Genomic DNA, 23,112 nt, shown 5'->3' on the forward strand with positions numbered 1-23,112 from the left:
GGATACAAGTTGTACGCATAGAAAATCAGAGGCTTACAGCGTTTCTGTCCGTTGCCACTAAGACCGCAATATTTTCGCCACTGGACTCTATCTACCTGTTTCTAAAAAGATATGCTTCCACTGGAAATCCAAGAGACCCAGGTGAGACACCCTAACCATTTGAACCGTATAAGGAATCAGCCGCCTGTCTCACCTGTCTTGCCTTTTTAAGTTGACACAAGAAAAGAGAAGCAGAGACCCCTAAAAAACTTTTTTATGGGGCTGACAGCAATAAAAAGTTTTTTGTGGAGCGGGGCCGACTGCGTGTCTCTCTACAGCCGCAATTCAGGAGGTGAGACGGTGAGACAGTGAGACAGTCCCACGCCGTCGCTGGGGTAGTATCCCAAGCCGACCGATGTACGGAAACGCGCCTTCATGCTCCGTTGATAGATTGTCGCCAGATCAGCGACGGTTCGCAGATTTACGAGTATGTTGAGCGTTTACCGACTCTTTCGATGTGGGGTAAGGCGCCAAGCCCTCAGAACATTCCAAGTTCATTAGTAAGGCTCGACGCTCCGTTAATGTGTTGGTGTACTGCGTGTCAAAGTCTTCACCATACAACTGCTTTTCTTCACCGTAGTACACCGCGAGTTGATGCTCTAGGTTCTCATAGAAACATGCCTGAGGTTCGCGGTCCTCCTTGCAAAGATCGCGTACGTTACAGGCAAGTTTAGCGGTAATCAGGGCCGCGGTAGGCTCTGGTGACGCGATAGGCTTTGGTGTCGCTGCACACCCGCATAGGACGCACACTGAAATAGCAATAGGAATCATCTTCACTGCTTAGTCTCCTGTGTTTTCGCATTACCCACACCGGCACACACCCGCAGGATGCGCCGCCGGACCTGCCTCGCATCCTATCCACTGCCGGCCCTGTTCGCACCTGGAAGCCCCGCACCGCCCCACCTGTCGCTCTACCGCCCCACCGTGCCCCGCCGCCCTGGGAGCCCCGCACCGGCTGCACCCCTGTCGCGTACACACCCGCCGGAGCGTACACACTTACCCCGGATTGATAGGTTTTGCCGGTGGCACTTTTTATGCAAAATGCAATTTTCGTTCCCTATCGTCAAGTGTGTATTTCGACCGCGCCCCGGCACTGTGTACAGCCGTTGCGCCCTGCACTGGCGCCACCTGGTAGACCTGGGAGCCTGCCCCGCCGATCCAACTGCATCGGCTGCACCTGGGAGCCGTGCCCCCGCCGCCCGGCTGCACCTGTCCCTTTGGTCTTGGCCTGTCACAGTGACACACCAAACCCGCGCCCTTTTGGTTCAGCGTTACCCGTCCCCATTGGTTTTGAGTCTGACCCCAGTGGTTCAGGGCTTCGCGGGGGGATAGGGGGTGTTCAACGCTTTCAAGCATTTAGCCTTCCAGCGTTGGGGTAATGTTTACTCGCGCGCTTGTTATGCCGTGGGGGGGTCAGACCCCTTGGTAGCCACCTGTATAAAATTAGCATAATTCTTGCAAAATCACGCCTACCCCCGCGGGATGTGTACGCCCCTACCTGGTGAGCAAGTACCGTGCCAACCGCCTTTCGTCGGTCGGGGCTTTACTTTCAGCGCGTTTTAGTGGGTCAGAAAGTATTGTGGAATGGCGCGCCGTGTGTATACTGGTTCCATGAATACGAAAACACCCCTTTTCCTGAATGCGCCAGATGGCGGGTTAATCGCCGTTGCGCATATCGTGCGCGTTAGCACGGTCGAAAACGGTACAGCAGTGGCCAAATTAACGGACGGATCGCGCGTAGAGCTTGCCGAAAGCGAGTTTAACCGCTTGCGGTTGAACAACGAACAACCGCGCGTGCCTTATCTTACGAGAGACTTCCGCACATGAAGCGCGCATATAGCACACTCGTTATCAAGTCGATTGATACCACGCAAGGAATCATCGAAGGCATAGCGTCAACGCCTGCAATGGATCGCATGGGCGACGTTGTAGAGCCCATGGGAGCGCAATATAACTTGCCGATACCTTTGCTCTGGCAACACGCACAAGATGCCCCCGTTGGCACGGTTACGCACATCGAACAACGCGCAGACGGGCTGTATATCCGTGCGCAACTGGCCCCCGCTGGTATCTGTGAAGACCTCGACAACGCCCGTGCGTACATCCTCGCGGGTCTGTGCCGTGCGTTTTCCTTGGGCTTCCGGCCTATCGAGTACAGTTTCCTGGATAGCGGGGGCACGCATTACACCGCTTACGAGGTTTACGAGATCAGTGTGGTAACCATCCCGGCCAATGCAGAGGCCACCATTACAACCATCAAGAGCTTTGACATGAACACCGCCCCCGCCGTTGAACCCGACACCCTGACCAACCCGCCGCCGGTCGAACCCGCCGCAGTGGATGACACCGCAGAGGCCCCGCCGCCGGTTGTGCAGCGCCAGTTGCGCCGGGTGCCCAGTGCCGCCCCCGCCCTGCATCTGGTCAAGCGCCAGTATTCCATCAAGAACGCCTTGGCGGGTGCCCTGAATATGGCGGGGGCAGATGATGGGTTTGAGCGGGAGATTGCCGGGGAGATGGTGCGGCGCAGTCCGGGGCGCATTTTTACGGGCGTCCCGATCCCGTTCAATGCCCTGTTCCAGACGAAGGCCGCACCGATCACGGGCAACAGTGGCGCCACGGGCGGTAACCTCTCGCCTCTGACGGCTACCGAGTATGCGGATACGCTCTTGAGCTTCCGCGATGGTGGCTTGCCGCGTGAGTTCCTGGCACAACGCCTTGGCGTGTCCAGCTACAGCACAAACGAGCGGTCTGTGTCGGTGCCTGTCATCACGGGCAAGATTGCCGGTAAGGTTGTGGCGCTTGACGGCACCATTGACCTTTCCGACAGTGCATCGGACGTTGACACCGTGGAACCTGTAACGGTCGGCGCCAGAACGGAAGTACGCCGCTCGGTTTTTTATTCCCACGGGGGCGATATGATCCTTCGGCAGCAAGTGGGCCAAGCGATCCGCGAGACCATTGATAGCTGCATCATCGGGCCGGCTGCCGCTCCCCCGGTTCCCGCTGGTATTCTGGACCTGGCCACGCAAGCCACGGTTTCGAGTATCGACTACACCGAGGCCGCCTATCGTGCGTTGCGTGAACAGTTGCGCAACTACCTCAAGAACCCCGAGGCGCCGATTAAGTTCTGCATCCCTGCTTCGGTTGCCGATACGCTGGCGATTACTCCGCGGTTCCTGAACAGTCAGCAAAGCGTGCTTGACGACAGCACGGGCACGGCACGCATTGCAGGCACCGAAGTACAGCTTTCGCATGAAGTGGGGAACTACATCATGGCGGGTCTGTTCAACGAAGCCTACCTTGTCATGTTCAACAGTGCCGGCGTTGACGTGGTGGCCAACCCGTGGACCGCTGGCAGTTGGGAGACCGGGGGCTTTGAACTGCGCGCCCTTGTCGATATCGGCATCTATCTTCGCGATCCTAAAAGCATCCTTTACGGCACGCCCACTGCGCCAGTGGTCCCGGGTCCGTAATCATGGGAATCCGCGCGTGGCTTCGTTCTGCACTGTTGGGGCCTATGCCGGGCGGCCCCGGTAACTGGTCTGCGTCATGGCTTGCCAGTGCTGGCCTTGATCCCACGCGCGGGGATAACCCCGCCCCGTCAGAATCCATTGGTGTATCGGCTGTGTATGCAGCCGTGTCGCTCCTTGCTGGTACGCTCGCCGGGACAGACCTACAGCTTATCCGTAAAGGCCCCAGTGGGGGCAGTACGCGGGTTGCAACTGGGAGCGTGGCTTACTGTCTCGCTGATACGCAATTTGAGACGTTGGAAAGCTGGCTTTTCGATGCACTCGTGTCGGGTAACGGGTACCTTGCCAAGCGTAGAGACGCCCGCGGCGCAGTTGCTTTGCTTGAGTGGACGCCAACATGGCGGGTTGCTGTCTGTGTTGCCGACTCAGGGGAAGTGGTTTATCAAGTCCTGGAAGACGGCACAGTAGGCGAACCTGCCGAACAGATAGCGGAATCGGACATGGTGCATTTGCGCTTTCGCACCACGGGAAAGCATCGCTATTTGGGCGTTTCGCCCCTTGTCACTTGTGCGCCCAGTATGGGCTTAGTCACTCATACGCGGAAAGCGGGGGTAAGTGTCTACCGCAACGCGAGCTTGCCCAGTGTCCTTATCAAACACCCTAAAGCGTTCCCAGGGGAAGCAGGTAAAGCAGTTATAACGCGCATCAAGGAAGCGTTCATTGACGCAACCAGTAAGAGTAACTTAGGCGTCCCCATCGTTTTGACTGAGGGAATGGATGCGCAAATCATGGATGTTGCGAAAGCGGTAGACCTTCAGCTTGCTGAAATGAGCGCACTGGGGACGCGTGAAATAAGCCGCATCTATGGCGTTCCCCCACATTTGCTTGGCGAGACAGGTAGCATTAACTTCGCAAGCGCCAGTGAATCACAAAGGGCGTTCAATGCCACCACGTTGAAACCTTGGGCTATACGTTGCGCTGACTGTCTCTCTCACTCTCTGCTGTCGCGCAAAGAGAGAGTGAACGGCTCCCGTATCATGTTTGATCTTGATTCCCTGACTCGTGGGGCGGGGCAAGAACTAAGCGCCATGTGTTCGCAGCTTGTGAACGGTGGAGTAGTCACACCCAACGAAAGCCGCAGTTGGTTGAACATGGGACCGATTGAAGGGGGCGATGTATTGCGCGCCCCCGTGAACACGCTTCCGGTAACCAACTGGACAGCACAACCGACTAACCCGCCGATTGCCTAACCATGAGAGAGGAACAGACCTTAGAGGAGATCGCGGCACAGTGGAATGTCTCAAAAGCGCGGATATATCAGATCGAAAAGCGAGCCTTGAAGAAGTTGCGCGCATATTGCGACGCAATCGGCTTGAACTACGAAGACCTAACCTCAACAACCACCATGGAAACCAACCATGCTCAACCCCTACGACTTACAGAAGATAGTTAACGTCTGCAATGATGTGCGCAATGAGACGATAAGCGCACTTTCCCGTTACAGTGACGAAAGCATGTATGATTGGCTAACCTACCGTCTCGAAAATGCCCTTGACCAACTGCGCGAGGAGCAACTAGAAGCCGCTGAAGGTCCTGAACGCGAACGCCTGGAGCGTGAGGAGTGGATCAGGGAGTTCTGCGAAGACTTACGGCACACGGCGGAAGTCGAATGCCGCAACCCGAACCGGACCCCAGAGCGCACCCTGCACGCGCTCCTTATGACTCCCGACTTCAAGCCCCTGTTCAGAGACGAACACCGCTCCCGCAAGTGGCGTGAGGAAGCGGCGCAGCGGGAAGCCGAAGCCAAGCGGGAAGCCGAAGCCAAGGCCCGCTGGCGTGCAGAGTTCCCCCTTGCAGCCGCCGCTGAACAACGGGAGCTCTTGGCCATGGCACAGGCCCGCCGGGACCGGGAAGCCGCAGAGATCGCTGCCAAAGCGGCGCAGTGGGCGCAGGGGGAACCTGCCCGGCGTGCCGAAGCCGCCTTGGTTGCGGCGATCAACCGCCCGGGGCATGATATCTGGGGCTGAACTGAGTTATGAGCGATCCGGGGGCGATTATGCTTCCCGGGTCGTACACCCTATTTGAAAAGAAGCAGCGGGGGGGATATTCCAATCTCTACCGCTATCCGCGCGCCAAGCTGGCGCATCTGGTCTACTGCATCCCCCATGCGTCGCTTATATGTGGCGTCACGCTCTTCCGTGCGAGGCTCCTGCATCATTATCGCCACGCCCTTTGCATGAAAATCCTTAACTAACTCAACAAGCTTTTGGTTTCCTAAGACCTCGTGGATACTCATTACCTCATCAAATCGCTCTTGGAATTTCTTTTTTTCTTTAGCGCAATCAACATAAGAAAGTGATTGAAAATCAGTTCTCCCCTGTAAGACAAATAAATCCCTCTCCATTATGGCAAGGATACGCGTGTATACGCAATTAGGAACTGCCTGACTCATCCAAAAATAGAATTGAATTCTATTTTTCATGAATTCTTGCGCTTCCTTGATAAGCTCTTCCGTTTCTGCTGGGGATATTGCTGGCGAGTCATCTGCAAATATCAATGGGGGCGCAACCGCCACACACACCGCCAGAACCAGAGCCTGTTTTGTGTTCACTGTGTATTGTTCCGTTGAGAAGTTGCACGCCAGCTAATGTTATGCTGCACGAGCACGCGGCGCAACGATGCCTAAGCCCGTCGCACTCTGCTACCGTTCGTCGGGTCGCTTACACTTTTTGCGTGACTAACAAGCATGTGTAACACACCAAGGGGCCAGCATCTATAACAACTTGAAATCGTTATAGATGCCCCCTGTGTGACCGTCTTTGCAACCACGTCCCGCTTGGGGCATAAGAAAGGCCGTGCCCGGGGGCACGGCCTGGCGGCCTGCGAAGCGCCGTAGGGACTTACCTGGGTGAAGCTGCCGTCGGGGCGGGCGGCGCGCCGTAAGGGGTCGGCGGTGCGCCATAGCCCGGGGCGCCGTAGCCGCCGCCCGGATAACCGTAGGCCGGGCCGCCATAGCCTGGGGCCGCATATCCCGGCGCGCCATAGCCGTAACCAGGTGCGCCGGCGCCCGGGTAGCCGCCATAGCCGCCGCCCGGGTTGCCATAACCGTAGCCGTAGCCCGGGTTGCCATAGCCGTAGCCGCGGCCGTTGCCGTAACCGCGCCCGTCGCCACGGCCATAGCCGTTGCCACGACCGCTGCCGTTACCGCTCATGTTCATGTTGAAATTGCCGTTACCGTCTCCCAGCATGTCGTTCCACATGTCGCCGACCCCGTTGCCGTTGCCCCAGCCGTTGCCGTTGCCCGGTCCGCCCCAACCGGGGCCGCCCCAGGCCTGCGCGGCGAGGGGGGCGAACGCCGCGGCGCCGGCGATGGCGGCGACACTGATTAATTTAGAAAAAGGGTGCATGGGGTCGAGACTCCTGGAGAGTGTGGTCGTCGTTTGGGTGCGGCCGCCGACGTCGCTTATAGTTGTGTAGGGTCGGCCCCCCGGTGTCTTCCTGCGCAAGCGCCCCTCGACTATACGCGCGCCCTCCCGTATTAGATACACCAACAGCCAAGCGGCAGCGTCGGATATAGGCGGGGTCTGGACCTGCCCCAGCGCTGCCGCGTTTGAGGCGACGCCCCGAATTTGGTAGCTTGTCGGGCAGTTCGCAGCTCGTCCAGGAACCTGTAATACCCCAATGACTGCCATTTTGAACCCCTGATGACTCCCCCATGACCAAGTACATCTTCGTAACCGGCGGGGTGGTCTCGTCGCTCGGCAAGGGCATTGCCTCGGCCTCCCTGGGGGCCTTGTTGGAGGCGCGCGGGCTCAAGGTCACCATGATCAAGCTCGACCCCTACATCAACGTGGACCCGGGCACCATGAGCCCCTTCCAGCACGGCGAGGTCTATGTCACCGACGACGGTGCCGAAACCGACCTGGACCTGGGCCACTACGAGCGCTTCCTGCGCACCCGCATGGGGCGCAACAACAATTTCACCACCGGTCAGATCTACGACAGCGTGATTCGCAAGGAGCGCCGCGGCGACTATCTGGGTCGCACCGTGCAGGTCATTCCCCATATCACCGACGAGATCAAGGCCAACATCCGGCTCGGCGCGGAGGGCTCGGACATTGCCATGGTGGAGATCGGCGGGACGGTCGGCGACATCGAGTCGCTGCCCTTCTTGGAGGCGATCCGCCAGATGCGCGTGGAGTTGGGGCCGGAGCAGACGCTCTTCATGCACCTCACCCTGGTCCCCTACATCCGCACCGCCGGTGAGATCAAGACCAAGCCGACCCAGCACTCGGTCAAGGAGTTGCGCTCCATCGGCATCCAGCCCGATGTCCTGCTGTGTCGCTCCGAGACAAACCTTCCGGACGAGGAGCGGCGCAAGATCGCGCTCTTCACCAACGTGGCCGAGAAGGCCGTCATCTCGGCGGTGGACGCCGACAATATCTACCGCATCCCGCGCCTGTTGCACGCCCAGGGGTTGGACGAGTTGGTGGTGCGCCAGTTCCGTCTGGAGGTGCCCGAGGCGGACTTGCGCGAGTGGGATCGGGTGCTCGATGGCGTCGGTCACCCCCGGGCGCATGTGCGCATCGGCATGGTCGGCAAGTACATGCACCTCACCGAGGCCTACAAGTCGCTGTCCGAGGCCATGGCGCACGCCGGGGTCCATACCGGGACCCGGGTGGAGGTGGTCTATATCGACTCCCAGGAGATCGAGGAGGAGGGTCCCGGGAAGTTGGCCGGACTGGACGCGATTCTGGTCCCCGGCGGCTTCGGCGAGCGCGGCATCGAGGGCAAGATCCAGACGGCGCGCTATGCCCGGGAGCAACGCGTCCCCTATCTTGGTATCTGTCTGGGGATGCAGGTGGCGGTGATCGGCTACGCCCGCGACCTGGCCGGTCTGGCGGGTGCCCATAGCACCGAGTTCGATCGGCAGACCCCGCACCCGGTGATCGCCTTGATCACCGAGTGGCGCGATGAACAGGGCCAGGTCGAGACCCGTAGCGAGGACTCCGACCTGGGCGGCACCATGCGCCTGGGCGGTCAAAACTGCCGGCTGGAGCCGGGGAGCCTGGCTCGCGCCGTCTACGGCATGCCCCAGATCCGCGAGCGTCACCGGCATCGCTACGAGTTCAACAACCGCTACCTGAACCTGTTGCAGGACGCGGGGATGCGGTTCTCCGGGTGGTCCCTCGATAACAAGCTGGTGGAGATCGTCGAGATCCCGGACCATCCCTGGTTCATCGCCTGCCAGTTCCACCCGGAGTTCACCTCCACCCCGCGCGACGGGCACCCGCTCTTCAGCGGCTTCATCAATGCGGCCCTCGCGCAAAAGGAGCGGATGGCGCAGGCGGCGGCCGGGGGCACCTACGCATGATGCCCCTTGCCGGTTTCGAGGTGGGGCTCGACCGGCCCCTGTTCCTGATCGCGGGGCCCTGCGTGATCGAGGGCGAGACGCTGGCCGAGGAGACCGCCGGGACCCTCAAGGAGATGACCGATGCGCTCGGCATCCCCTTGATCTACAAATCGTCCTTTGACAAGGCCAACCGCTCCTCGGGGGCCAGCTTCCGCGGGCCTGGCCTGGAGCGGGGGCTCAAGATTCTGGACTCGGTGCGCGAGCGGTTTGGCGTCCCGATCCTCACCGACGTGCATGAGGACACCCCGCTCAACGAGGTGGCCGCCGTGGTCGACGTGCTCCAGACCCCGGCCTTCCTCTGCCGCCAGACCAATTTCATCCAGGCGGTCGCCGCCCAGGGGCTGCCGGTCAACATCAAGAAGGGCCAGTTCCTGAGCCCCTGGGATATGCGCAACGTGGTGGACAAGGCGCGCGCGACCGGCAACGAGCAGATCATGGTCTGCGAGCGCGGGGTGTCATTCGGCTACAACAACCTGGTCTCGGACATGCGCTCGCTGGCGGTGATGCGCGCGACCGGCTGCCCGGTGGTCTTCGATGCGACGCACTCGGTGCAGTTGCCGGGGGGCCAGGGGGACCGCTCCGGCGGCCAGCGTGAGTTCGTCCCGGTGCTGGCGCGCGCGGCGGTGGCCGCGGGGGTCGCCGGGCTCTTCATGGAGACCCATCCCCGTCCCGCGCAGGCCTTGAGCGACGGCCCGAATGCCTGGCCCTTGGGCCAGTTGCGCGACCTGCTCGCGACCCTGATTGAACTCGACCGGCTGGTGAAGTCAGCGGGTTTTGCTGAAGATGCGATCGTCTGAATCCTTTGCTTTGTAACTGATTGGAGAGCCACAGTGTCCGAAATCGTCGACGTCCGTGCCCGTGAGGTCCTGGATTCCCGGGGCAACCCGACCGTAGAGGCCGATGTTATCACCGCCGACGGGGCCATCGGCCGCGCCATCGTGCCCTCCGGGGCCTCCACCGGGTCCCGCGAGGCCCTGGAACTGCGCGACGGCGACAAGAGCCGTTACGGCGGCAAGGGCGTGCTGCTGGCGGTCGAGCACATCGAGGACGAGCTCAGAGAGGCGGTCTGCGGCATGGAGGTGACCGAGCAGACCGCCATCGACCGGGCCATGATCGCGCTGGACGGCACCGAGAATAAGTCCAGGCTGGGCGCCAACGCGCTGCTCGGCGTGTCGCTCGCGGTCGCCCATGCCGCCGCCCAAGAGCGCGCCATGCCGCTGTATCGCTCGCTCTGCGCCGGCCCCTACCGTCTGCCGGTGCCGATGATGAACATCATCAACGGCGGCCAGCACGCGGACAACAGCGTGGACTTCCAGGAGTTCATGATCCTGCCGGTGGGTGCCCCGAGCATCCGCGAGGCGGTGCGTTATGGCGCCGAGGTCTTCCATGCACTGAAATCGGTCCTTAAGGCGAGGGGTCTCGCGACCTCGGTGGGCGACGAGGGCGGCTTTGCCCCCGACCTGCCATCCAACGTCGCGGCGGTCGAGGCCATCCTGGAGGCCATCGGTAAGGCCGGGTTCACGGCCGGCAAGGACATCTGGCTCGGTCTGGACGTGGCCGCCTCCGAGTTCTACAAGGACGGCGTCTACGACCTGGCAGGCGAGGGCCGCAAGCTCAACTCCGACGGCGTCATCGACATGCTGGAGGGCTGGGTCAACCAGTATCCCATCCTGACCATCGAGGACGGCCTGGCGGAGGGCGACTGGGACGGCTGGAAGCGCCTCACCGAGCGTCTCGGGGAGCGGGTGCAGATCGTCGGCGACGACCTCTTCGTCACCAACACCAAGATCCTGAAGGAAGGCATCGATAAGGGCGTCGCCAACTCCATCCTGATCAAGGTCAACCAGATCGGCACCCTCACCGAGACCCTGGAGGCGATCGCCATGGCCCATGCCGCGGGCTACACGGCGGTGGTCTCACACCGCTCCGGCGAGACCGAGGACACGACCATTGCCGATCTGGTGGTGGCCACCGCCGCCGGTCAGATCAAGACCGGTTCGCTGTCGCGCTCCGACCGCGTGGCCAAGTACAACCAGTTGATGCGCATCGAGGACCAGTTGGGTGAGGAGTCCGTGTATGCCGGCCGCGATGCCTTCCGCTGGCTCTGATGGGGCCGCACCGCCGACCGGGGTCCTCTGGTCGGCGGTCAAGTCGTTGCCGCTTCCATCCATGCGCCTGCTGATCGTTCTGCTCATCGGCCTCCTGGTGGCACTCCAGTACCGACTGTGGGTCGGCGCGGGGAGTCGCGCGGACCTGTATGGCCTGCAACAGGAGATTGTCGCCCAGAAGGCCGAGCTGGAACGGCTGCGCAACCGCAACCAGGAACTCCATGCTGAGGTCGAGGACCTGCGCAGCGGCGAGGCCGCACTGGAGGAGCGGGCGCGCGACGAACTGGGGATGATCAAGGCCGGCGAGGCCTTCATCCAGGTGATCGAGCGGCCCAAACGGGTGCCCGCTGCGCCCGATCCGCCCGATATCGAGCCGGCCACACCGCCGACACATGGCAAAAGGAAATGAGTTGGACCCTTTGAGTAACCCGCGTTTCTGGGCGGTGGTACCGGCGGCCGGCGTGGGCCGGCGCCTGGGCGCCGCCATCCCCAAACAATACCTGGATTTGGCCGGGCGCCCGGTCATCGACTGGACGCTCGCCCCCTTTATCGACGACCCGCGCATCAGCGGGGTCTGGGTCGCCCTGGGCGCTGAGGACGGCTTCTGGTCCGCCACCGCCTATGCGTCTCACCCCAAGGTACGGCGAGTCGACGGCGGCGCCGAGCGCTGCCATTCAGTAATCAACGCACTGGACGCCCTAGCCGCGCAGGCCGATGGGGCCGACTGGGTGCTGGTCCACGACGCCGCCCGGCCCTGTCTGCGCCGCGCCGATCTCGACCGGCTGATGACTGAGCTGGCGGCAGACCCGGTCGGCGGCATCCTTGCCGTGCCGGTGCGCGACACCATGAAGGGTGCCGACGCCGCCGGGCGGATCGGCACCACGCTGGATCGCGCGGCCATGTGGCACGCCTATACCCCGCAGATGTTCCGCCTCGGCCCGCTGCGTGAGGCGTTACGCGATGCCATCGTGGCCGGCGACCTGGTCACCGATGACGCCTCCGCCATGGAGCGCATCGGACTGGCCCCGCGGCTCATCGAGGGTCACGCGGACAACCTCAAGATCACCCGGGCCGAGGACCTCCCGCTGGCCCGCTTCTATCTCGATTTACAGGCACGCACATGCTGATCGGTCAGGGTTTCGACGTCCACCGCTTCGCCTCCGGGCGCCCCTTGATCCTGTGCGGCGTCACCGTCCCGCACGACCAGGGGCTGGCGGCCCACTCAGACGGCGATGTCGCCATCCATGCACTGTGCGACGCCCTGCTGGGGGCCGCCGCTCTGGGCGACATCGGCCACCACTTCCCGGACACCGATGACGCCTTTAAGGGGATCGACAGCCGTATCCTGCTGCGGCGCGTCATGGAGAGCCTGGCGGGGCTTGGGCTGCGGGTCCACAACGCGGACGTCACCATCGTCGCCGAGCGGCCCAAGATGGCCCCGCACATCGCCGCCATGCGCGCCCTGCTCGCCGCCGACCTGGGCTGCGACCCGGCGCGTATCAACGTCAAGGCCACCACCACCGAGCGTCTGGGCTTCACCGGGCGGGGGGAGGGCATCGCTTCGTTCGCGGTCGTGCTGTTGGCGGAAGGAAGGGCGCAAGAGGATTAGGCCGGATATCTCACGCCAAGGCGCCAAGCTCGCCAAGGTTGTTCAGTCCCTTGTCGGCGCTCGGTGATTCACCCGGCAGGTGATCTGGACACTGCACGCATCCCGTTGCCTTTCTTGGCGAGCTTGGCGCCTTGGCGTGAGCAATTGCCGGATTTAGGTTCAGCGCTAGATCGCCCCACTTTTTCCGCCGAGTGACCCACGCTCCGTCGCTCATCGCCCCCTGGAATCCGCATGATCGACCCGACCTGGACCGCTTTTCACGCCCTGCCGCGCGCCCATGGCGGGCCATTGGGGTCCGGTCGCTTGCGGCACGAGCCCGCCGACTTCGAGGTCGAGGAGGTGCTGGGCTTCCCCCCGGACGGGGAGGGCGATCACCTGCTGCTGTGGGTGCGCAAGACCGACCAGAACACCGAATGGGTCGCCGGCCGCCTCGCCGAGGCCGCCCGGGTCGCCCAAAAAGACCTGGGCTATGCCGGCCTCAAGGACCGCCACGCCGTCACCAGCCAATGGTTCTCCCTGCCGCGCCCGCGCGATTGCGAACCCGACTGGTCCGCCTTGGCCGCCGCGGGCGTTGAGGTGTTGGAAGTCCATCCCCACCGCCGCAAACTGCGCCGCGGCACCCTGGCCGGCAACCGTTTCCGCATCCGGGTGCGCGACTGGGCGGTCGACCCGGACACACTCGCCGGCCGCATCGCGGTCATCCGCGCAGCCGGTGTACCCAACTATTTCGGCGAGCAGCGCTTCGGCCGCAATGGTGCCAACCTGGCACGCGCCGACGCACTTTTCCACGGCGCCATCCGCCGCCCGTCGCGTCACCAACAGGGCCTCTGGCTCTCCGCCGCCCGCTCCCAGGTCTTCAACCAGGTCCTCGCCGAGCGGGTGGAGCGCGGCGACTGGGACCGGCCGCTCCCCGGCGACTGTCTCAACCTGGACGGCAGCCACTCCTGGTTTCCCGCCCCCGACATCGACGATGGCTTGAGCGGGCGCACCACCCGCCTGGACCTGCACCCCACCGGTCCGCTCTGGGGCCGCGGCGACCCGCCCACCCAGGGCCAGGTCCGCGCCCTGGAAGACGCCGCCGCCGCCCGCTTCCCCGGCTGGCCCGCCGGCCTTGCCCGCTTCGGCCTGGAACAGGAGCGCCGCGCGCTGCGGCTGCCGGTGCGCGATCTGGCCTGGGCGCTGGCCGAGGGCAGTTTTGAGCTGCGCTTCCAACTCCCGGCCGGCGCCTATGCCACCGCGGTGCTGCGCGAGTTGGTGGACTGGGAGACGGGCGCCGCCGAGGATTGATCCGGGCGCCCAGCGGCTGGCAATCCGTCGCGGCCGAGGGGTCGCTCCAACCCCCGTAGGAGTGGCCTCCAGGCCGCGACGGGTTACCGCACACCCCGGTGGCCGGAGCGATGATCAAAGCCATCGGCTGGTACCCATCATAGCAATTTGCTATATTTGAACCCGATGCACATCATCACCCACCGACGCATCCAAGATGCCGCCTATGAGCACCCCGCGTGCGCCGGGGCCTTGGACCATTGGTACCGGATCGCCAAGCAGGCCCAGGTGATGAATTTCAGTCAACTGCGTGTCCTGTTTCCGGGAGTCGACAAGGTCGGTGACATCTATGTCTTCAACATCGGCGGTAACAAGCTCAGGTTGATCGCCGCCATCCACTTCAATCGGCAGAAGGTCTTTGTGCGCGCGGTCTTGACTCACGCCGAGTACGATCAAGGGGGTTGGAAGCCATGAATCGTGTCGAATCCGCCATCGCCCACTGGCCTTATGTGGCACCGCTGTTGCGTCCGCTATCCACGCCAGATGACTACCAGGAGGCGGTGGCGGCCCTGGACGCGGTCTTGGATGCCGGGGGTGCGGACGAGTCACACCCGCTCGCTGGCCTGGCGGAGCAGCTCGGGGAGGTTGTGGCCGCATGGGAGCAACGGGACCCGATGCCCGCACCGGCCGACGGCGTCACCCTGCTGCGGCACCTGATGGACGTGCATGGTCTGCGGCAGTCGGACCTGCCCGAGATCGGCGCCCAAAGTGTCGTCAGTGACATCCTGATCGGCCGACGGAGCCTGAACATTCGTCAGGTCAAGGCCCTGGCGGCGCGCTTCGGCATCCCCGTGGGGAATTTTTTGTGACCGCATAGGCGATCCGTTTGCACCGCCGTTCCAAGTCGTAGGGTCCGCTGCGCGGAACAAAGCCCTCTCCGCTAGCGAGCCCCCAATGCGCGAGCTCCAGCGTCGCGTGTCGGGCCACGGGAAGCTGGAGCTTCCCTCGCCGGCGTTACCAACGAGAACCGTTGATGGTCAAGTCCGTATCGTCCATGCGCCACTTGTCATTTTTCTTGATAGAGGAACGGCCGACGAAACATGCCGCCGAAATGGTGTTCGCAATTTGTCCGCAGGGCAATGGTGTTCCCCTCCTCTTTGAGCCTTCCCGACAGGTCCACATCCCACTCGTGGGCGAGGTCATTCTGCCACCATATTGGGTCTTGCTCGCGGTGGGCCACGGGTTGGCCGTTGACGTAAAGCCAGGCTTCGTTGAATAGACCAGGGAACCGCAGATGCGCCTTGCTCTGTGCTTGGGCAGCCGTCAGTTCGACACTGGTGCGATACCACAGATCGCCCGTAAAGCTCTGTCCGTCCGGGTCGCGGATACCTTGCGCCTGGGCATAGAGATCCGTGCGCAGGATCTCCCATTGGTCGGGATAGTCCTTTAGGCTTCTGAGCGTGTATTGATCCTTGTTGGCACTCCAGAAGGCCAGGTCTACTGCCTGCGTGGCGTATTGCTGGGCGACACCCACGCGCTGCTTATCGCGATGGAACGCCCATTCCAAGGGGAGTAGGGCAATCAGTTGGCCATAGGGTCCGTCCGTGAGGTTGGCCAGTTTGGCATACTGCTGGACCTCACCCGGCCACCAGGCCGGCCCTTTCTCCCCCATCTTGCGATACGTGGTGAAGATGCCGTTCATGTCGGTCATGTCCTCGCGCACGGCCAGCGCCCGCGCGCCCACTCCCGCCGCCTCTTGATAGCGTCCTTGCGTGGCGGCCAGACTCACCATTCGCAAATAGCCATCCATGATCGCAAAGCTCATGCGGGTGAACTTCATACGGTCTAAAATCAATTGCTCATTACGCGTACGGTTGGTCTTGCGGGTCAGCGGTTCGACCAGCTTCTCGGCCTCCTCCAGGCTCCGGCGACAGGTCTCGATCACTGCGGGCGAGTAGATGGCAGGCGCCGCGAAATACTCGTGCTCAGTGACGATGGTGTTCGCCCAGGCGGCATAGATCGTGTCCCAGTAAGTCGCCATGGGTGTGGCGGCCGGGCCGTAAAATTTAGGATAGAACTCCTTGAGCAGCAGTTCGATATCCTCGTCTGGGTTCCACATCAACCGTCCGCGGAAAAACAGGTTGAGAAAGGTGGTGCCGATGGCATTACGGCTCTCGGTATTGATGCCGAGTAGGCCGGCATCGCGATAGTGTTTGACGTCTTGACGAAACGCCTGATGCGACGGATTAGGCAGATCGCGCCAAACCAGCATGCCCTGGTCGTAATCATAGATCGCAAGACGGCCCTGCATGATCTTGGCCCAGCGCTTAATCATCTCCCGATACTCCTGGCGCGGCGGCGAATCCGGGGCGTCCATGCCATGATTGGGGTCGATATCGATGGGCGCCAGTTGGCAGAAGAGCGGCGGCTCGGCAGTCATGTCGCGTACCGGCGGGATTGTCATATTCGCATAGGCTAGAAAGCCCAATTTGGCATGGCTGTCCGGGTGCTTTTCCTGCAGGATGCGCGCGATGTTGTTATACAGTTCTAGCATCGGGTCGGACACCGACCAGCGCATCATGTATTTGTCCCACTGGAGCTTCATCAGCGCCACGTCGTTGGGATCGGCCGAGTCGTAAATGCCGTCTGCGATGCTCAGTGAGATGTCTTTACCCTTGGCAAAGTTGGCATCGAGTTTCCGGGCGATATGTGCCGCCGTGGCCGGTGCGGTGATCGGGAAGTTGAATTTGCCTTGGGCGCCCGGCGCATCCTTGGTGTAGGCGTCAAGGGCATGGCCATCGGGCGGAAAGCCGCGGGCGCCGGGCAGCATCATGTTCCGTCGCAGAAATTCAGCTCTGCCGGTGCTGTCGCCGACCCAGGAAATCCAGTAGCTGCGGATCTCAAAAGGCGAGCCGTAGGTGTAATCGAGCGTGCCGACCGCCAGGGTCTTGAGTTCGGGAATTGCCTCGCCGAAATCCGTGGGCATATACCAGCGGCACCCCCAGCGCCAGAGCAATTCGGCGACCGCAAAATAGTGCGCCTCGTCATTGTTGCCGGCCAGGTATACGCGGTGGCCCTTGCGCAATAGGCCGATCGCGTCCGCACCCAGTATGGGGTTCGGCTTGGCCGCGGCACGAACGCGCTGCTCCCAATCCGGCAGCGCCTTAAAGGCCTCCTCGCCCACCAAGAAAATGGGTGCGTTACCCTTAAGCGTGGCGTCGATTTCTTCGCGCGTAAAAGCCACGCGCGGGGACGCACCGGTCATCAGGCCGATATACTTGGCTAGATCCATGGCAGCCAACCACTCGGCATTGCGCGTTCCTGTGGGCGCCTGGCCGCGCACAAGGCTGCCATCCTTGAGCTTTGTCTCAGGCAGCCCCGCCTCGGGCGAGACGACGATCACGGCCTGGGTCTTGCCGGCGGACGCAATGATCAGGTTGCCGGACTTCGACATTCCAGCAACTTGGGCATGTGCATTGCCCAGGATGAACCAGAACCCACAGATGAACACAAAGCAACGCATCGAGAGGGTCATCAGGTATCATCCTGTCAAGGTTCGGAGAGACTCGCGCGGACGATCCGGTGCAGGACCGCGGGCGCCTATGTTGCGATGAAGGTCCTCGTCAATGCAACAGCAATCCGGTGAGGGTTCATTCGCCGAATGATGCGCCCGGTGCGCTCCAATTACCGGGCGGGTGAGGTGCCCTCAGACCCCACCGGTACACCCGCTCCAGCGGCTCGGGAACAGGCTCTCGATGATGCCGGAGCGGTGCAGCACCGCGACTCCCAAAACCTGACCGCGATAGCTCACCACGACCTGCCCCGGCGGGTTTGCGGCGGCCTGTCCGGGCGTGGGGTCGAACTGCTCCCGGCGCAGATAGCGGTCGCGCTGCTCCTGGGTCAGGGGCAGATGCGAGCGGGTCGCGGCGGGGCCGAAGAGCAGGGCCGCGGTGGTGGTCGGCTTGGGTGGGCGGACATTGGTACGATGGAAAAAGAGCCCGCTGCCCTGCGTCCGGGGTACGGCCGGCGGGCAGTGGTCCGCGGCCATCAGGTGCAGTCCGCGGCGCGATTGCCGGTGGGCGCGCAGGTGTTGGAACCAGTCTGCGGGCAGGCCGTAGTGGTCGCTGAGGTCGGGCAGCCAATCGGCGCCGTCTGACGGGTCCAGGATCGCGGTCAGCGGTTCCGACTCAGCATGTGTCTCCCCATCCTTTTCCAGCACGGCGATGAAGAACCCGCCGCTGTCGTTGTGGTGCGGCCAGATGCGCAGGCACCCGGCCAATTCAGCCGGCAGGTCATGCCCGTCCCAATGGGTGAGACCGGGCGAGCCGATGAGCCCCGGCAGCTTGACCGGCACCAGGCGCAACTGCCCGGGGAGCTCCCCCAGGATGTCGGCCACCACACACTCGTTCTCCTCCGGGGCGAAGGTGCAGGTGGAATAGACCAGTCGCCCGCCGGGCTTGAGGCGCTGCACCGCCTTGCGCAGCAGGGCGCGCTGGCGGGTGGGCAGCCGCGTTTGGCTGCCCGGGTCCAGGCGTTCGAGCAGGTGCGGGGTGCGGCGCAGCGTGCCCTCGCTGGAACAGGGGGCGTCGACCAGGATGCGGTCGAACTGGCCCCCGGCGGTGGGCCAGTTGGCGCCGTCGGAACAGGTGGTCGAGCAATTCAGGATGCCGAGCCGGTCGAGGTTGCCTTGCAGTGCCTTGATGCGGGCGGAGGCGATGTCATTGGCGATCAGGGTCCCGCGGTTGCCCAGTGCGAGCCCGATCTGGGCGGTCTTGCCGCCGGGGGCGGCGCACAGGTCCAACACCCGTTGACCAGGGATCAGGTCGAGCAGGTGGGCCGGGACCTGGGAGACCTCCTCCTGGGCATGGGCCAACCCGGCGCAATACCACCAGTGCTGACCGGAGCGGGTCTCGACCGGCAGTCGCAGTGCCCCGGGCAGCCAGGGGATGGTCCGGGCCGCGATGCCTTCCTCCGCCAGCAGGTCCTGAAGGTCGGCGACCGTGATGCGGGTCGGGTTGGCCCAGATGACCGGGGCGAGCGGCCGGCACAGGGCGGCGGTGAAGGCCTCCCAGTCGTCGACGATGCCCCGGTAGCGACCGAGCGGCGAGTCCGCGATCTGGTCCGGGGTGGGGAGCGAGGCGGCGCTGCCGCGGGCGGTGCGTGGGATCATAAGAATGGTCGTGGCTGGGCGCTGTCGGTGTCGAACCAGCCATGTTAACCCAGGGCGGGCTCGTTCCCCCAAGAGTCAGCGCAGCGTGCTATCCCCGGGCGAACGCATCACCGCCGAAGGCATTCGGCCACCGTCGACTGACAGATCGCGCCGCCTTTGCCGGAATTTTCCGCTTGCATCCTTTGACCCCGTATCGAGGATGCCGCCCGCGACCGCGACGCCAGCTCAACCTGGAAAGAGCAGTTGTCACGCCAAGGCGCCAAGCTCGCCAAGCAAGACACCGGAATGCGTTCGGTGTCCAAATCATCCGCCCGGTGAATGGTCGAGCACCGATCAGGGACTGAAAAACGATCATGTCGAACGCTTCCAGGCGTCGCGTTCGGCGGCAACGTCGGCATCGATCGCCGCCTTGTCCCGGGTGGCGCGGCTCGGCTGGTCGAGGCAGTCCCATGCGCTCGGACCGGCGGTCATATGCGCGTCGTCCTCGGCGGCCAAGACAACATAACGCGGCCGGTCGTTCTCCATGACCGGTACCGGATCTATTCGGAGTGAATCGTCCACGGCGGACATGCCGCGGCGCTCGATTTCCGGATCGGGGATACTGTTCATGATAGGTTAGTCAATTGCTGCGGTGTTGTCACGGTTGCCGATGGCGGTCTCGACTTCGGCGGAGCGCCAGGCGGCATGGCTCGGCGTTTGGGCAATGTCTTCCGGTTCCAGATAGGGATACAAGGCCAGGATCTCGGGTCGGTCATGACCGCTCGCGATCATTCCGACAATCATATCAACGGTGACGCGCATACCCCGGATGCAGGGCTTGCCGCCCATGATCGCCGGGTCGAGGGTAATTCGGTCGAGTCGTTTCCACTCCATCTTTGGCTCCAAGATCGATTGCTTAGTGGGCATTGTCCTGGTCCCGACGAAGTGCCAACCACCGTTGTCAGACCGCTACTGCGTGTCAACCCCCAACAGGGTCCACCAGGCCCGCGCCCCGTGCAGCACCCGCACGACCGAGATGCCGTCAGGGCGCGGCAGATAGAAGATCAAGTGTTTGTCGAAGCCTTTGATCCGCCACTTGCGCATCCCGCCCAAAGCGGCATTTCGTGGCTTCATCGGCGTGCCCATCATTGGGCGACCCGCCAAATCGTCGAAACTGGCTTGGGCGTTTTTCAGGAATCGCTCCGCCGTGTCCAATCCGGCGTTCTCAGCCAGATGCACGAAATGTGCTATCAGGTCACGTCTGGCCGCCGCTCTCTGATAGACCTTCACCATCAGCGCTGCTTGGGTGATGCCACGTGGGCCATTGCCTCCGTGCGCATGGCGGTCCAGTCCTCGGGGGTCAGAGGGCTCTCGGGGCTGTTCAATCCTTCGAGGAGCGCTGCCTCCAGTGTTTCTTCGGCCTTGCGCTTCTCATCGGCACAGATGAGTTCGCGCACATAGTCGCTGGCGCTGCTGTAGCGACCCTGGGCGACCTGCCCATCCACGAACTGCTTGAGCGGATCGGGTAGGGAAATGTTCACGGTTTGCATGGCGATTGCCTCGATATACAGCGGGCGGCCCCGTCTCATGCAGAGGCTAACAGAAAACGAGGGACCTTTTTGGTCGTGGTCATGGTGATTTTTCCGACTGATGAACCTCGGGTGCCCACGCCAGCGTGACCCGGTCCAGGCCCGCCAGGTCGTGCCGGGTTTCGGGATTGACCAGGCGATGCTCGCTGAACAGCCGACGGACGGCGTCGCCTTGTTCAAAGCCGTGTTCGACCGCCAACAATCCTCCCGGGCGCAGGCAGCGGACGGCCTCGGCGGCGATCCGGCGAAGGGCGTCGAGCCCGTCGGGACCGGAGGCGAGGGCGGAACTGGGCTCGTAGGGCAGATCGCCCTGGCCCAAATGCGGGTCGGCGGCGGCGATATAGGGCGGGTTGGCGAGGATCAGGTCCAGTGAGTGCGGGGCGATGGGTGCGAGCCAGTCGGCACGCAGCAGCAGGACATTCTCGAGCCCGCACTCGCGGACGTTGGAGCAGGCGACCGCCAGCGCGGCGGCCGAGCGGTCGGTGGCGATGACCCGCCAGTGGGGTCGCTCGTCGGCGACGGCGTCGGCGATGGCGCCGCTGCCGGTGCCCAGGTCCGCGACGACGCGCGGCCGCTGCGGGTCCGGCAGTTCCAGCGCGATCTCGACCAGCAGTTCGGTCTCCGGGCGGGGGATCAGGGTGTCCGGCGTCACCCGCAGATCCAGGGTCCAGAAGGACTGCCGACCGCGAATATAGGCGATGGGCTCGCCGGCCAGGCGGCGGGCGAGCAGGGCGTCGAAGCGGGCGGCGGCTGCGGGCTCCACCAGGGTCTCAGGCCAGGTCATGAAGCGGGTGCGCGTCCAGCCGGTCGCCGCGGTGAGCAGCAACTCGGCCTCCAGTCGGGGGGTGGCCTGGGGCAGGCGGGTGAGGGCGGCGGTGGCGGCGTTCAGGGTCTGGTCGGTGCGCCGACGGTGCCTGTTTTCGGGGGGATCAGTGTTCATACGATGAAGCGACAAGGCCGCCTCGGCACTCGGTCAGCCCCTTCCGGCTAACGGCCATGGCGCTCGCACCACCCCGCAAGATGAAAGTGGCGGGCGCCTTGGCCGTTCCCCCTCCCCGCCCTCCCCCCCGAGGGGGGGAGGGGGGATTGGACCGCGCTCCCGGCGCGACTTTCACGGTAAAGCCTCGACCTCCGGTTTGCGCGCGGCAGTACCGGAGGTCGAGGCTTAGCCGGTGGCGCGCCCGCGTGCAGGCGAGGCGGACCGGGCAAACCGACGGCGAGGGGCTATGCATTGCCCGGTGGCTGGTCGCTGGTGCTCCTGTCGGGCTTGAAGAGATACCGAGTGTAACGGAGCCAGTGGATGGCGGGGTGGTGCTGGACCTTCATTATCTCAGGACGCGCCGTTTCGGAGGTTGCTTAAGAAACAGGGGAAGTACGCAACACCACCCGAAAACCCAGATAGGCGCTGCGATGCTCGGGGAGAGACCAGCCGCGATACGCACAGCGTGCGTACCCTCGATGGCCGAGCCACGAGCCACCGCGTACGCCCCGCGCTTGATCATCCCTGGCCTCCAGGTCATCAAGGTTCGGGTCGTTCACCTGGCTGTAGTCGATCGTCCAGAGGCTGCGTGTCCATTCTGAGACATTGCCGATCATGTCGTGCAGACCGAACCCATTGGCCGGGAAGCAGCCGACCGGGGAGGTATCCTCAATCCCGGAGTCCTTGTAGTTGGCGGCATTTGGGTCGGGCGTATCGCCCCAGGGAAAAACACTCTCCCGCTGCCCGCCCCGCGCCGCCACCTCCCACTCCGGTTCGCTTGGCAGGCTGACCTGCCAGGCGCCGTCGTGGACCAGCCGGGCGGCCTCGCAGCCCGTCAGGGCCGATCCGCCCACCAGGGACTGGTGCAGCCACCGGCAGTAGGCCATAGCCTCCCGCCAGGCGATGTAGCGCACCGGTTGGCTGTCCGGATCGCGCAGCGCCCTGAGGTCGCGGGGTCCGGCCCCGGTCGCGGTGACGAAGACCCCGAACTGCGCGACCGTGACTGGGTAGCGGGCGATGTAGAAGGCCGGCGTCGGCGTACGGGCGTCGTTGATTTCGTGGTCGGACACGTCATGGCCGATGATCGTCGCGACCCGTGACTTGGCCGACTGCCGCGTGCCGATCCTGAACTGCGGATCGGCCGGGATCGCTACGAAGCCGAGTAGCTCATCCCTCGGCAGATAGAAGCATTCCGGGTCGAAGCGGGGATCACCCAGGCGGGCGACGAGCTTCCCGACCCGGACGCGCAGGGATGCTTTGAACCTCATCCGGCTGCTCGGATCGTCCAGCAATGCAATGATCCGCGTGGCGCACTCGGCCTTGAGCGCCTCCCCACTTTCGCGCCATTCGAGCGCGGCGATTCCCGCCAGTTCCGCCGCAGCGATCCGGGTGTCTGGCGTTTGCCCAGCCCGCGCCAGCGCCGGCAGAAATTTGCGCGCGGACTTGGCAGCATTGGCCCCGAGGTAGCCCGCTAGCAGCCTGTCGGACTT

At 63.4% G+C, this 23,112-nt stretch carries 24 protein-coding genes; 14 read left to right on the forward strand and 10 right to left on the reverse strand.

What is annotated here, in order from left to right:
* The first annotated feature begins 1,650 nt into the window (after nt 1-1,650).
* Genes QZX93_RS20320 through QZX93_RS20335 form a run of 5 tightly spaced genes read left to right on the forward strand, consistent with a single transcriptional unit; the run spans nt 1,651 to nt 5,536 of the window.
* Nucleotides 1,651-1,866, forward strand: coding sequence for a hypothetical protein (locus QZX93_RS20320; protein ID WP_295392759.1), 216 nt, complete (start codon nt 1,651-1,653; stop codon nt 1,864-1,866).
* Nucleotides 1,863-3,512 carry an HK97 family phage prohead protease gene (locus QZX93_RS20325; protein ID WP_295392760.1) on the forward strand — a complete coding sequence of 550 codons (1,650 nt, stop codon included), beginning with the start codon at nt 1,863-1,865 and terminating at the stop codon, nt 3,510-3,512. The genes QZX93_RS20320 and QZX93_RS20325 overlap by 4 nt, the downstream gene beginning before the upstream one ends.
* A 44-nt stretch (nt 3,513-3,556) precedes the next feature.
* The gene (locus tag QZX93_RS20330) at nt 3,557-4,759 is read left to right on the forward strand and encodes a phage portal protein (protein WP_295392789.1); all 1,203 of its coding nucleotides are present in this window, start codon (nt 3,557-3,559) and stop codon (nt 4,757-4,759) included.
* Nucleotides 4,760-4,761: 2 nt separating this feature from the next.
* Complete coding sequence (locus QZX93_RS27490; protein WP_366760837.1) at nt 4,762-4,962, forward strand: sigma factor-like helix-turn-helix DNA-binding protein; 201 nt, start codon at nt 4,762-4,764, stop codon at nt 4,960-4,962.
* A complete protein-coding gene (locus QZX93_RS20335) occupies nt 4,928-5,536 on the forward strand; it encodes a hypothetical protein (RefSeq protein ID WP_295392761.1) in 609 nt (202 codons plus the stop codon). The genes QZX93_RS27490 and QZX93_RS20335 overlap by 35 nt, the downstream gene beginning before the upstream one ends.
* A 50-nt stretch (nt 5,537-5,586) precedes the next feature.
* Here QZX93_RS20335 and QZX93_RS20340 read toward each other — a convergent pair whose 3' ends face one another.
* Nucleotides 5,587-6,120 carry a hypothetical protein gene (locus tag QZX93_RS20340; RefSeq protein ID WP_295392762.1) on the reverse strand — a complete coding sequence of 178 codons (534 nt, stop codon included), beginning with the start codon at nt 6,118-6,120 and terminating at the stop codon, nt 5,587-5,589.
* Between the two features lie 289 nt (nt 6,121-6,409).
* Entirely contained in the window at nt 6,410-6,916 is a 507-nt protein-coding gene (locus QZX93_RS20345; protein WP_295392763.1) for a sulfur globule protein CV1, read from the reverse strand.
* 308 nt (nt 6,917-7,224) lie between these two features.
* Between QZX93_RS20345 and QZX93_RS20350 the strand changes: the two genes are divergently transcribed.
* From QZX93_RS20350 to QZX93_RS20390, 9 genes are all read left to right on the forward strand, one after another.
* Entirely contained in the window at nt 7,225-8,883 is a 1,659-nt protein-coding gene (locus tag QZX93_RS20350) for a CTP synthase (protein WP_295392764.1), read from the forward strand.
* Nucleotides 8,880-9,719 carry a 3-deoxy-8-phosphooctulonate synthase gene (gene kdsA / locus QZX93_RS20355; RefSeq protein WP_295392765.1) on the forward strand — a complete coding sequence of 280 codons (840 nt, stop codon included), beginning with the start codon at nt 8,880-8,882 and terminating at the stop codon, nt 9,717-9,719. Before QZX93_RS20350 ends, kdsA begins: the two co-directional genes overlap by 4 nt.
* 33 nt (nt 9,720-9,752) lie before the next feature.
* Entirely contained in the window at nt 9,753-11,030 is a 1,278-nt protein-coding gene (eno, locus tag QZX93_RS20360) for a phosphopyruvate hydratase (protein WP_295392766.1), read from the forward strand.
* The gene (gene ftsB / locus QZX93_RS20365; protein WP_366760841.1) at nt 10,999-11,439 is read left to right on the forward strand and encodes a cell division protein FtsB; all 441 of its coding nucleotides are present in this window, start codon (nt 10,999-11,001) and stop codon (nt 11,437-11,439) included. The genes eno and ftsB overlap by 32 nt, the downstream gene beginning before the upstream one ends.
* 10 nt (nt 11,440-11,449) lie before the next feature.
* Nucleotides 11,450-12,157 carry a 2-C-methyl-D-erythritol 4-phosphate cytidylyltransferase gene (ispD, locus tag QZX93_RS20370; RefSeq protein ID WP_295392767.1) on the forward strand — a complete coding sequence of 236 codons (708 nt, stop codon included), beginning with the start codon at nt 11,450-11,452 and terminating at the stop codon, nt 12,155-12,157.
* On the forward strand, nt 12,151-12,639 hold the full coding sequence (gene ispF, locus QZX93_RS20375; protein ID WP_295392768.1) for a 2-C-methyl-D-erythritol 2,4-cyclodiphosphate synthase: 489 nt from the start codon (nt 12,151-12,153) through the stop codon (nt 12,637-12,639). The genes ispD and ispF overlap by 7 nt, the downstream gene beginning before the upstream one ends.
* A gap of 231 nt (nt 12,640-12,870) precedes the next feature.
* Nucleotides 12,871-13,926, forward strand: coding sequence for a tRNA pseudouridine(13) synthase TruD (gene truD / locus QZX93_RS20380; RefSeq protein WP_295392769.1), 1,056 nt, complete (start codon nt 12,871-12,873; stop codon nt 13,924-13,926).
* A gap of 165 nt (nt 13,927-14,091) precedes the next feature.
* Nucleotides 14,092-14,379 (forward strand): type II toxin-antitoxin system HigB family toxin, encoded by a 288-nt coding sequence (locus tag QZX93_RS20385; protein WP_295392770.1) that lies wholly within the window; start codon nt 14,092-14,094, stop codon nt 14,377-14,379.
* Complete coding sequence (locus tag QZX93_RS20390; RefSeq protein ID WP_295392771.1) at nt 14,376-14,774, forward strand: hypothetical protein; 399 nt, start codon at nt 14,376-14,378, stop codon at nt 14,772-14,774. The genes QZX93_RS20385 and QZX93_RS20390 overlap by 4 nt, the downstream gene beginning before the upstream one ends.
* A 197-nt stretch (nt 14,775-14,971) precedes the next feature.
* Here QZX93_RS20390 and QZX93_RS20395 read toward each other — a convergent pair whose 3' ends face one another.
* The 8 genes from QZX93_RS20395 to QZX93_RS20430 form a co-directional block, all read right to left on the reverse strand.
* Nucleotides 14,972-17,440, reverse strand: coding sequence for a DUF4838 domain-containing protein (locus QZX93_RS20395; RefSeq protein WP_295392772.1), 2,469 nt, complete (start codon nt 17,438-17,440; stop codon nt 14,972-14,974).
* A gap of 171 nt (nt 17,441-17,611) precedes the next feature.
* Nucleotides 17,612-19,075 (reverse strand): RsmB/NOP family class I SAM-dependent RNA methyltransferase, encoded by a 1,464-nt coding sequence (locus QZX93_RS20400; RefSeq protein WP_295392773.1) that lies wholly within the window; start codon nt 19,073-19,075, stop codon nt 17,612-17,614.
* Between the two features lie 351 nt (nt 19,076-19,426).
* A complete protein-coding gene (locus QZX93_RS20405) occupies nt 19,427-19,684 on the reverse strand; it encodes a type II toxin-antitoxin system Phd/YefM family antitoxin (protein ID WP_295392774.1) in 258 nt (85 codons plus the stop codon).
* 6 nt (nt 19,685-19,690) lie between these two features.
* Nucleotides 19,691-19,948 carry a DUF433 domain-containing protein gene (locus tag QZX93_RS20410; protein WP_295392775.1) on the reverse strand — a complete coding sequence of 86 codons (258 nt, stop codon included), beginning with the start codon at nt 19,946-19,948 and terminating at the stop codon, nt 19,691-19,693.
* Nucleotides 19,949-20,023: 75 nt separating this feature from the next.
* Nucleotides 20,024-20,347, reverse strand: coding sequence for a type II toxin-antitoxin system RelE/ParE family toxin (locus QZX93_RS20415; RefSeq protein WP_295392776.1), 324 nt, complete (start codon nt 20,345-20,347; stop codon nt 20,024-20,026).
* Entirely contained in the window at nt 20,347-20,604 is a 258-nt protein-coding gene (locus QZX93_RS20420) for a type II toxin-antitoxin system ParD family antitoxin (RefSeq protein WP_295392777.1), read from the reverse strand. Before QZX93_RS20420 ends, QZX93_RS20415 begins: the two co-directional genes overlap by 1 nt.
* A 79-nt stretch (nt 20,605-20,683) precedes the next feature.
* Nucleotides 20,684-21,583, reverse strand: coding sequence for a peptide chain release factor N(5)-glutamine methyltransferase (prmC, locus tag QZX93_RS20425; protein ID WP_295392778.1), 900 nt, complete (start codon nt 21,581-21,583; stop codon nt 20,684-20,686).
* 416 nt (nt 21,584-21,999) lie between these two features.
* Nucleotides 22,000-22,890: an SUMF1/EgtB/PvdO family nonheme iron enzyme gene (locus QZX93_RS20430; RefSeq protein WP_295392779.1), complete on the reverse strand. Its 891-nt coding sequence runs from the start codon at nt 22,888-22,890 to the stop codon at nt 22,000-22,002.
* Nucleotides 22,891-23,112 lie beyond the last annotated feature (222 nt).

The sequence above is a fragment of the uncultured Thiodictyon sp. genome (assembly GCF_903946935.1).
Classification (GTDB): Bacteria; Pseudomonadota; Gammaproteobacteria; order Chromatiales; family Chromatiaceae; genus Thiodictyon.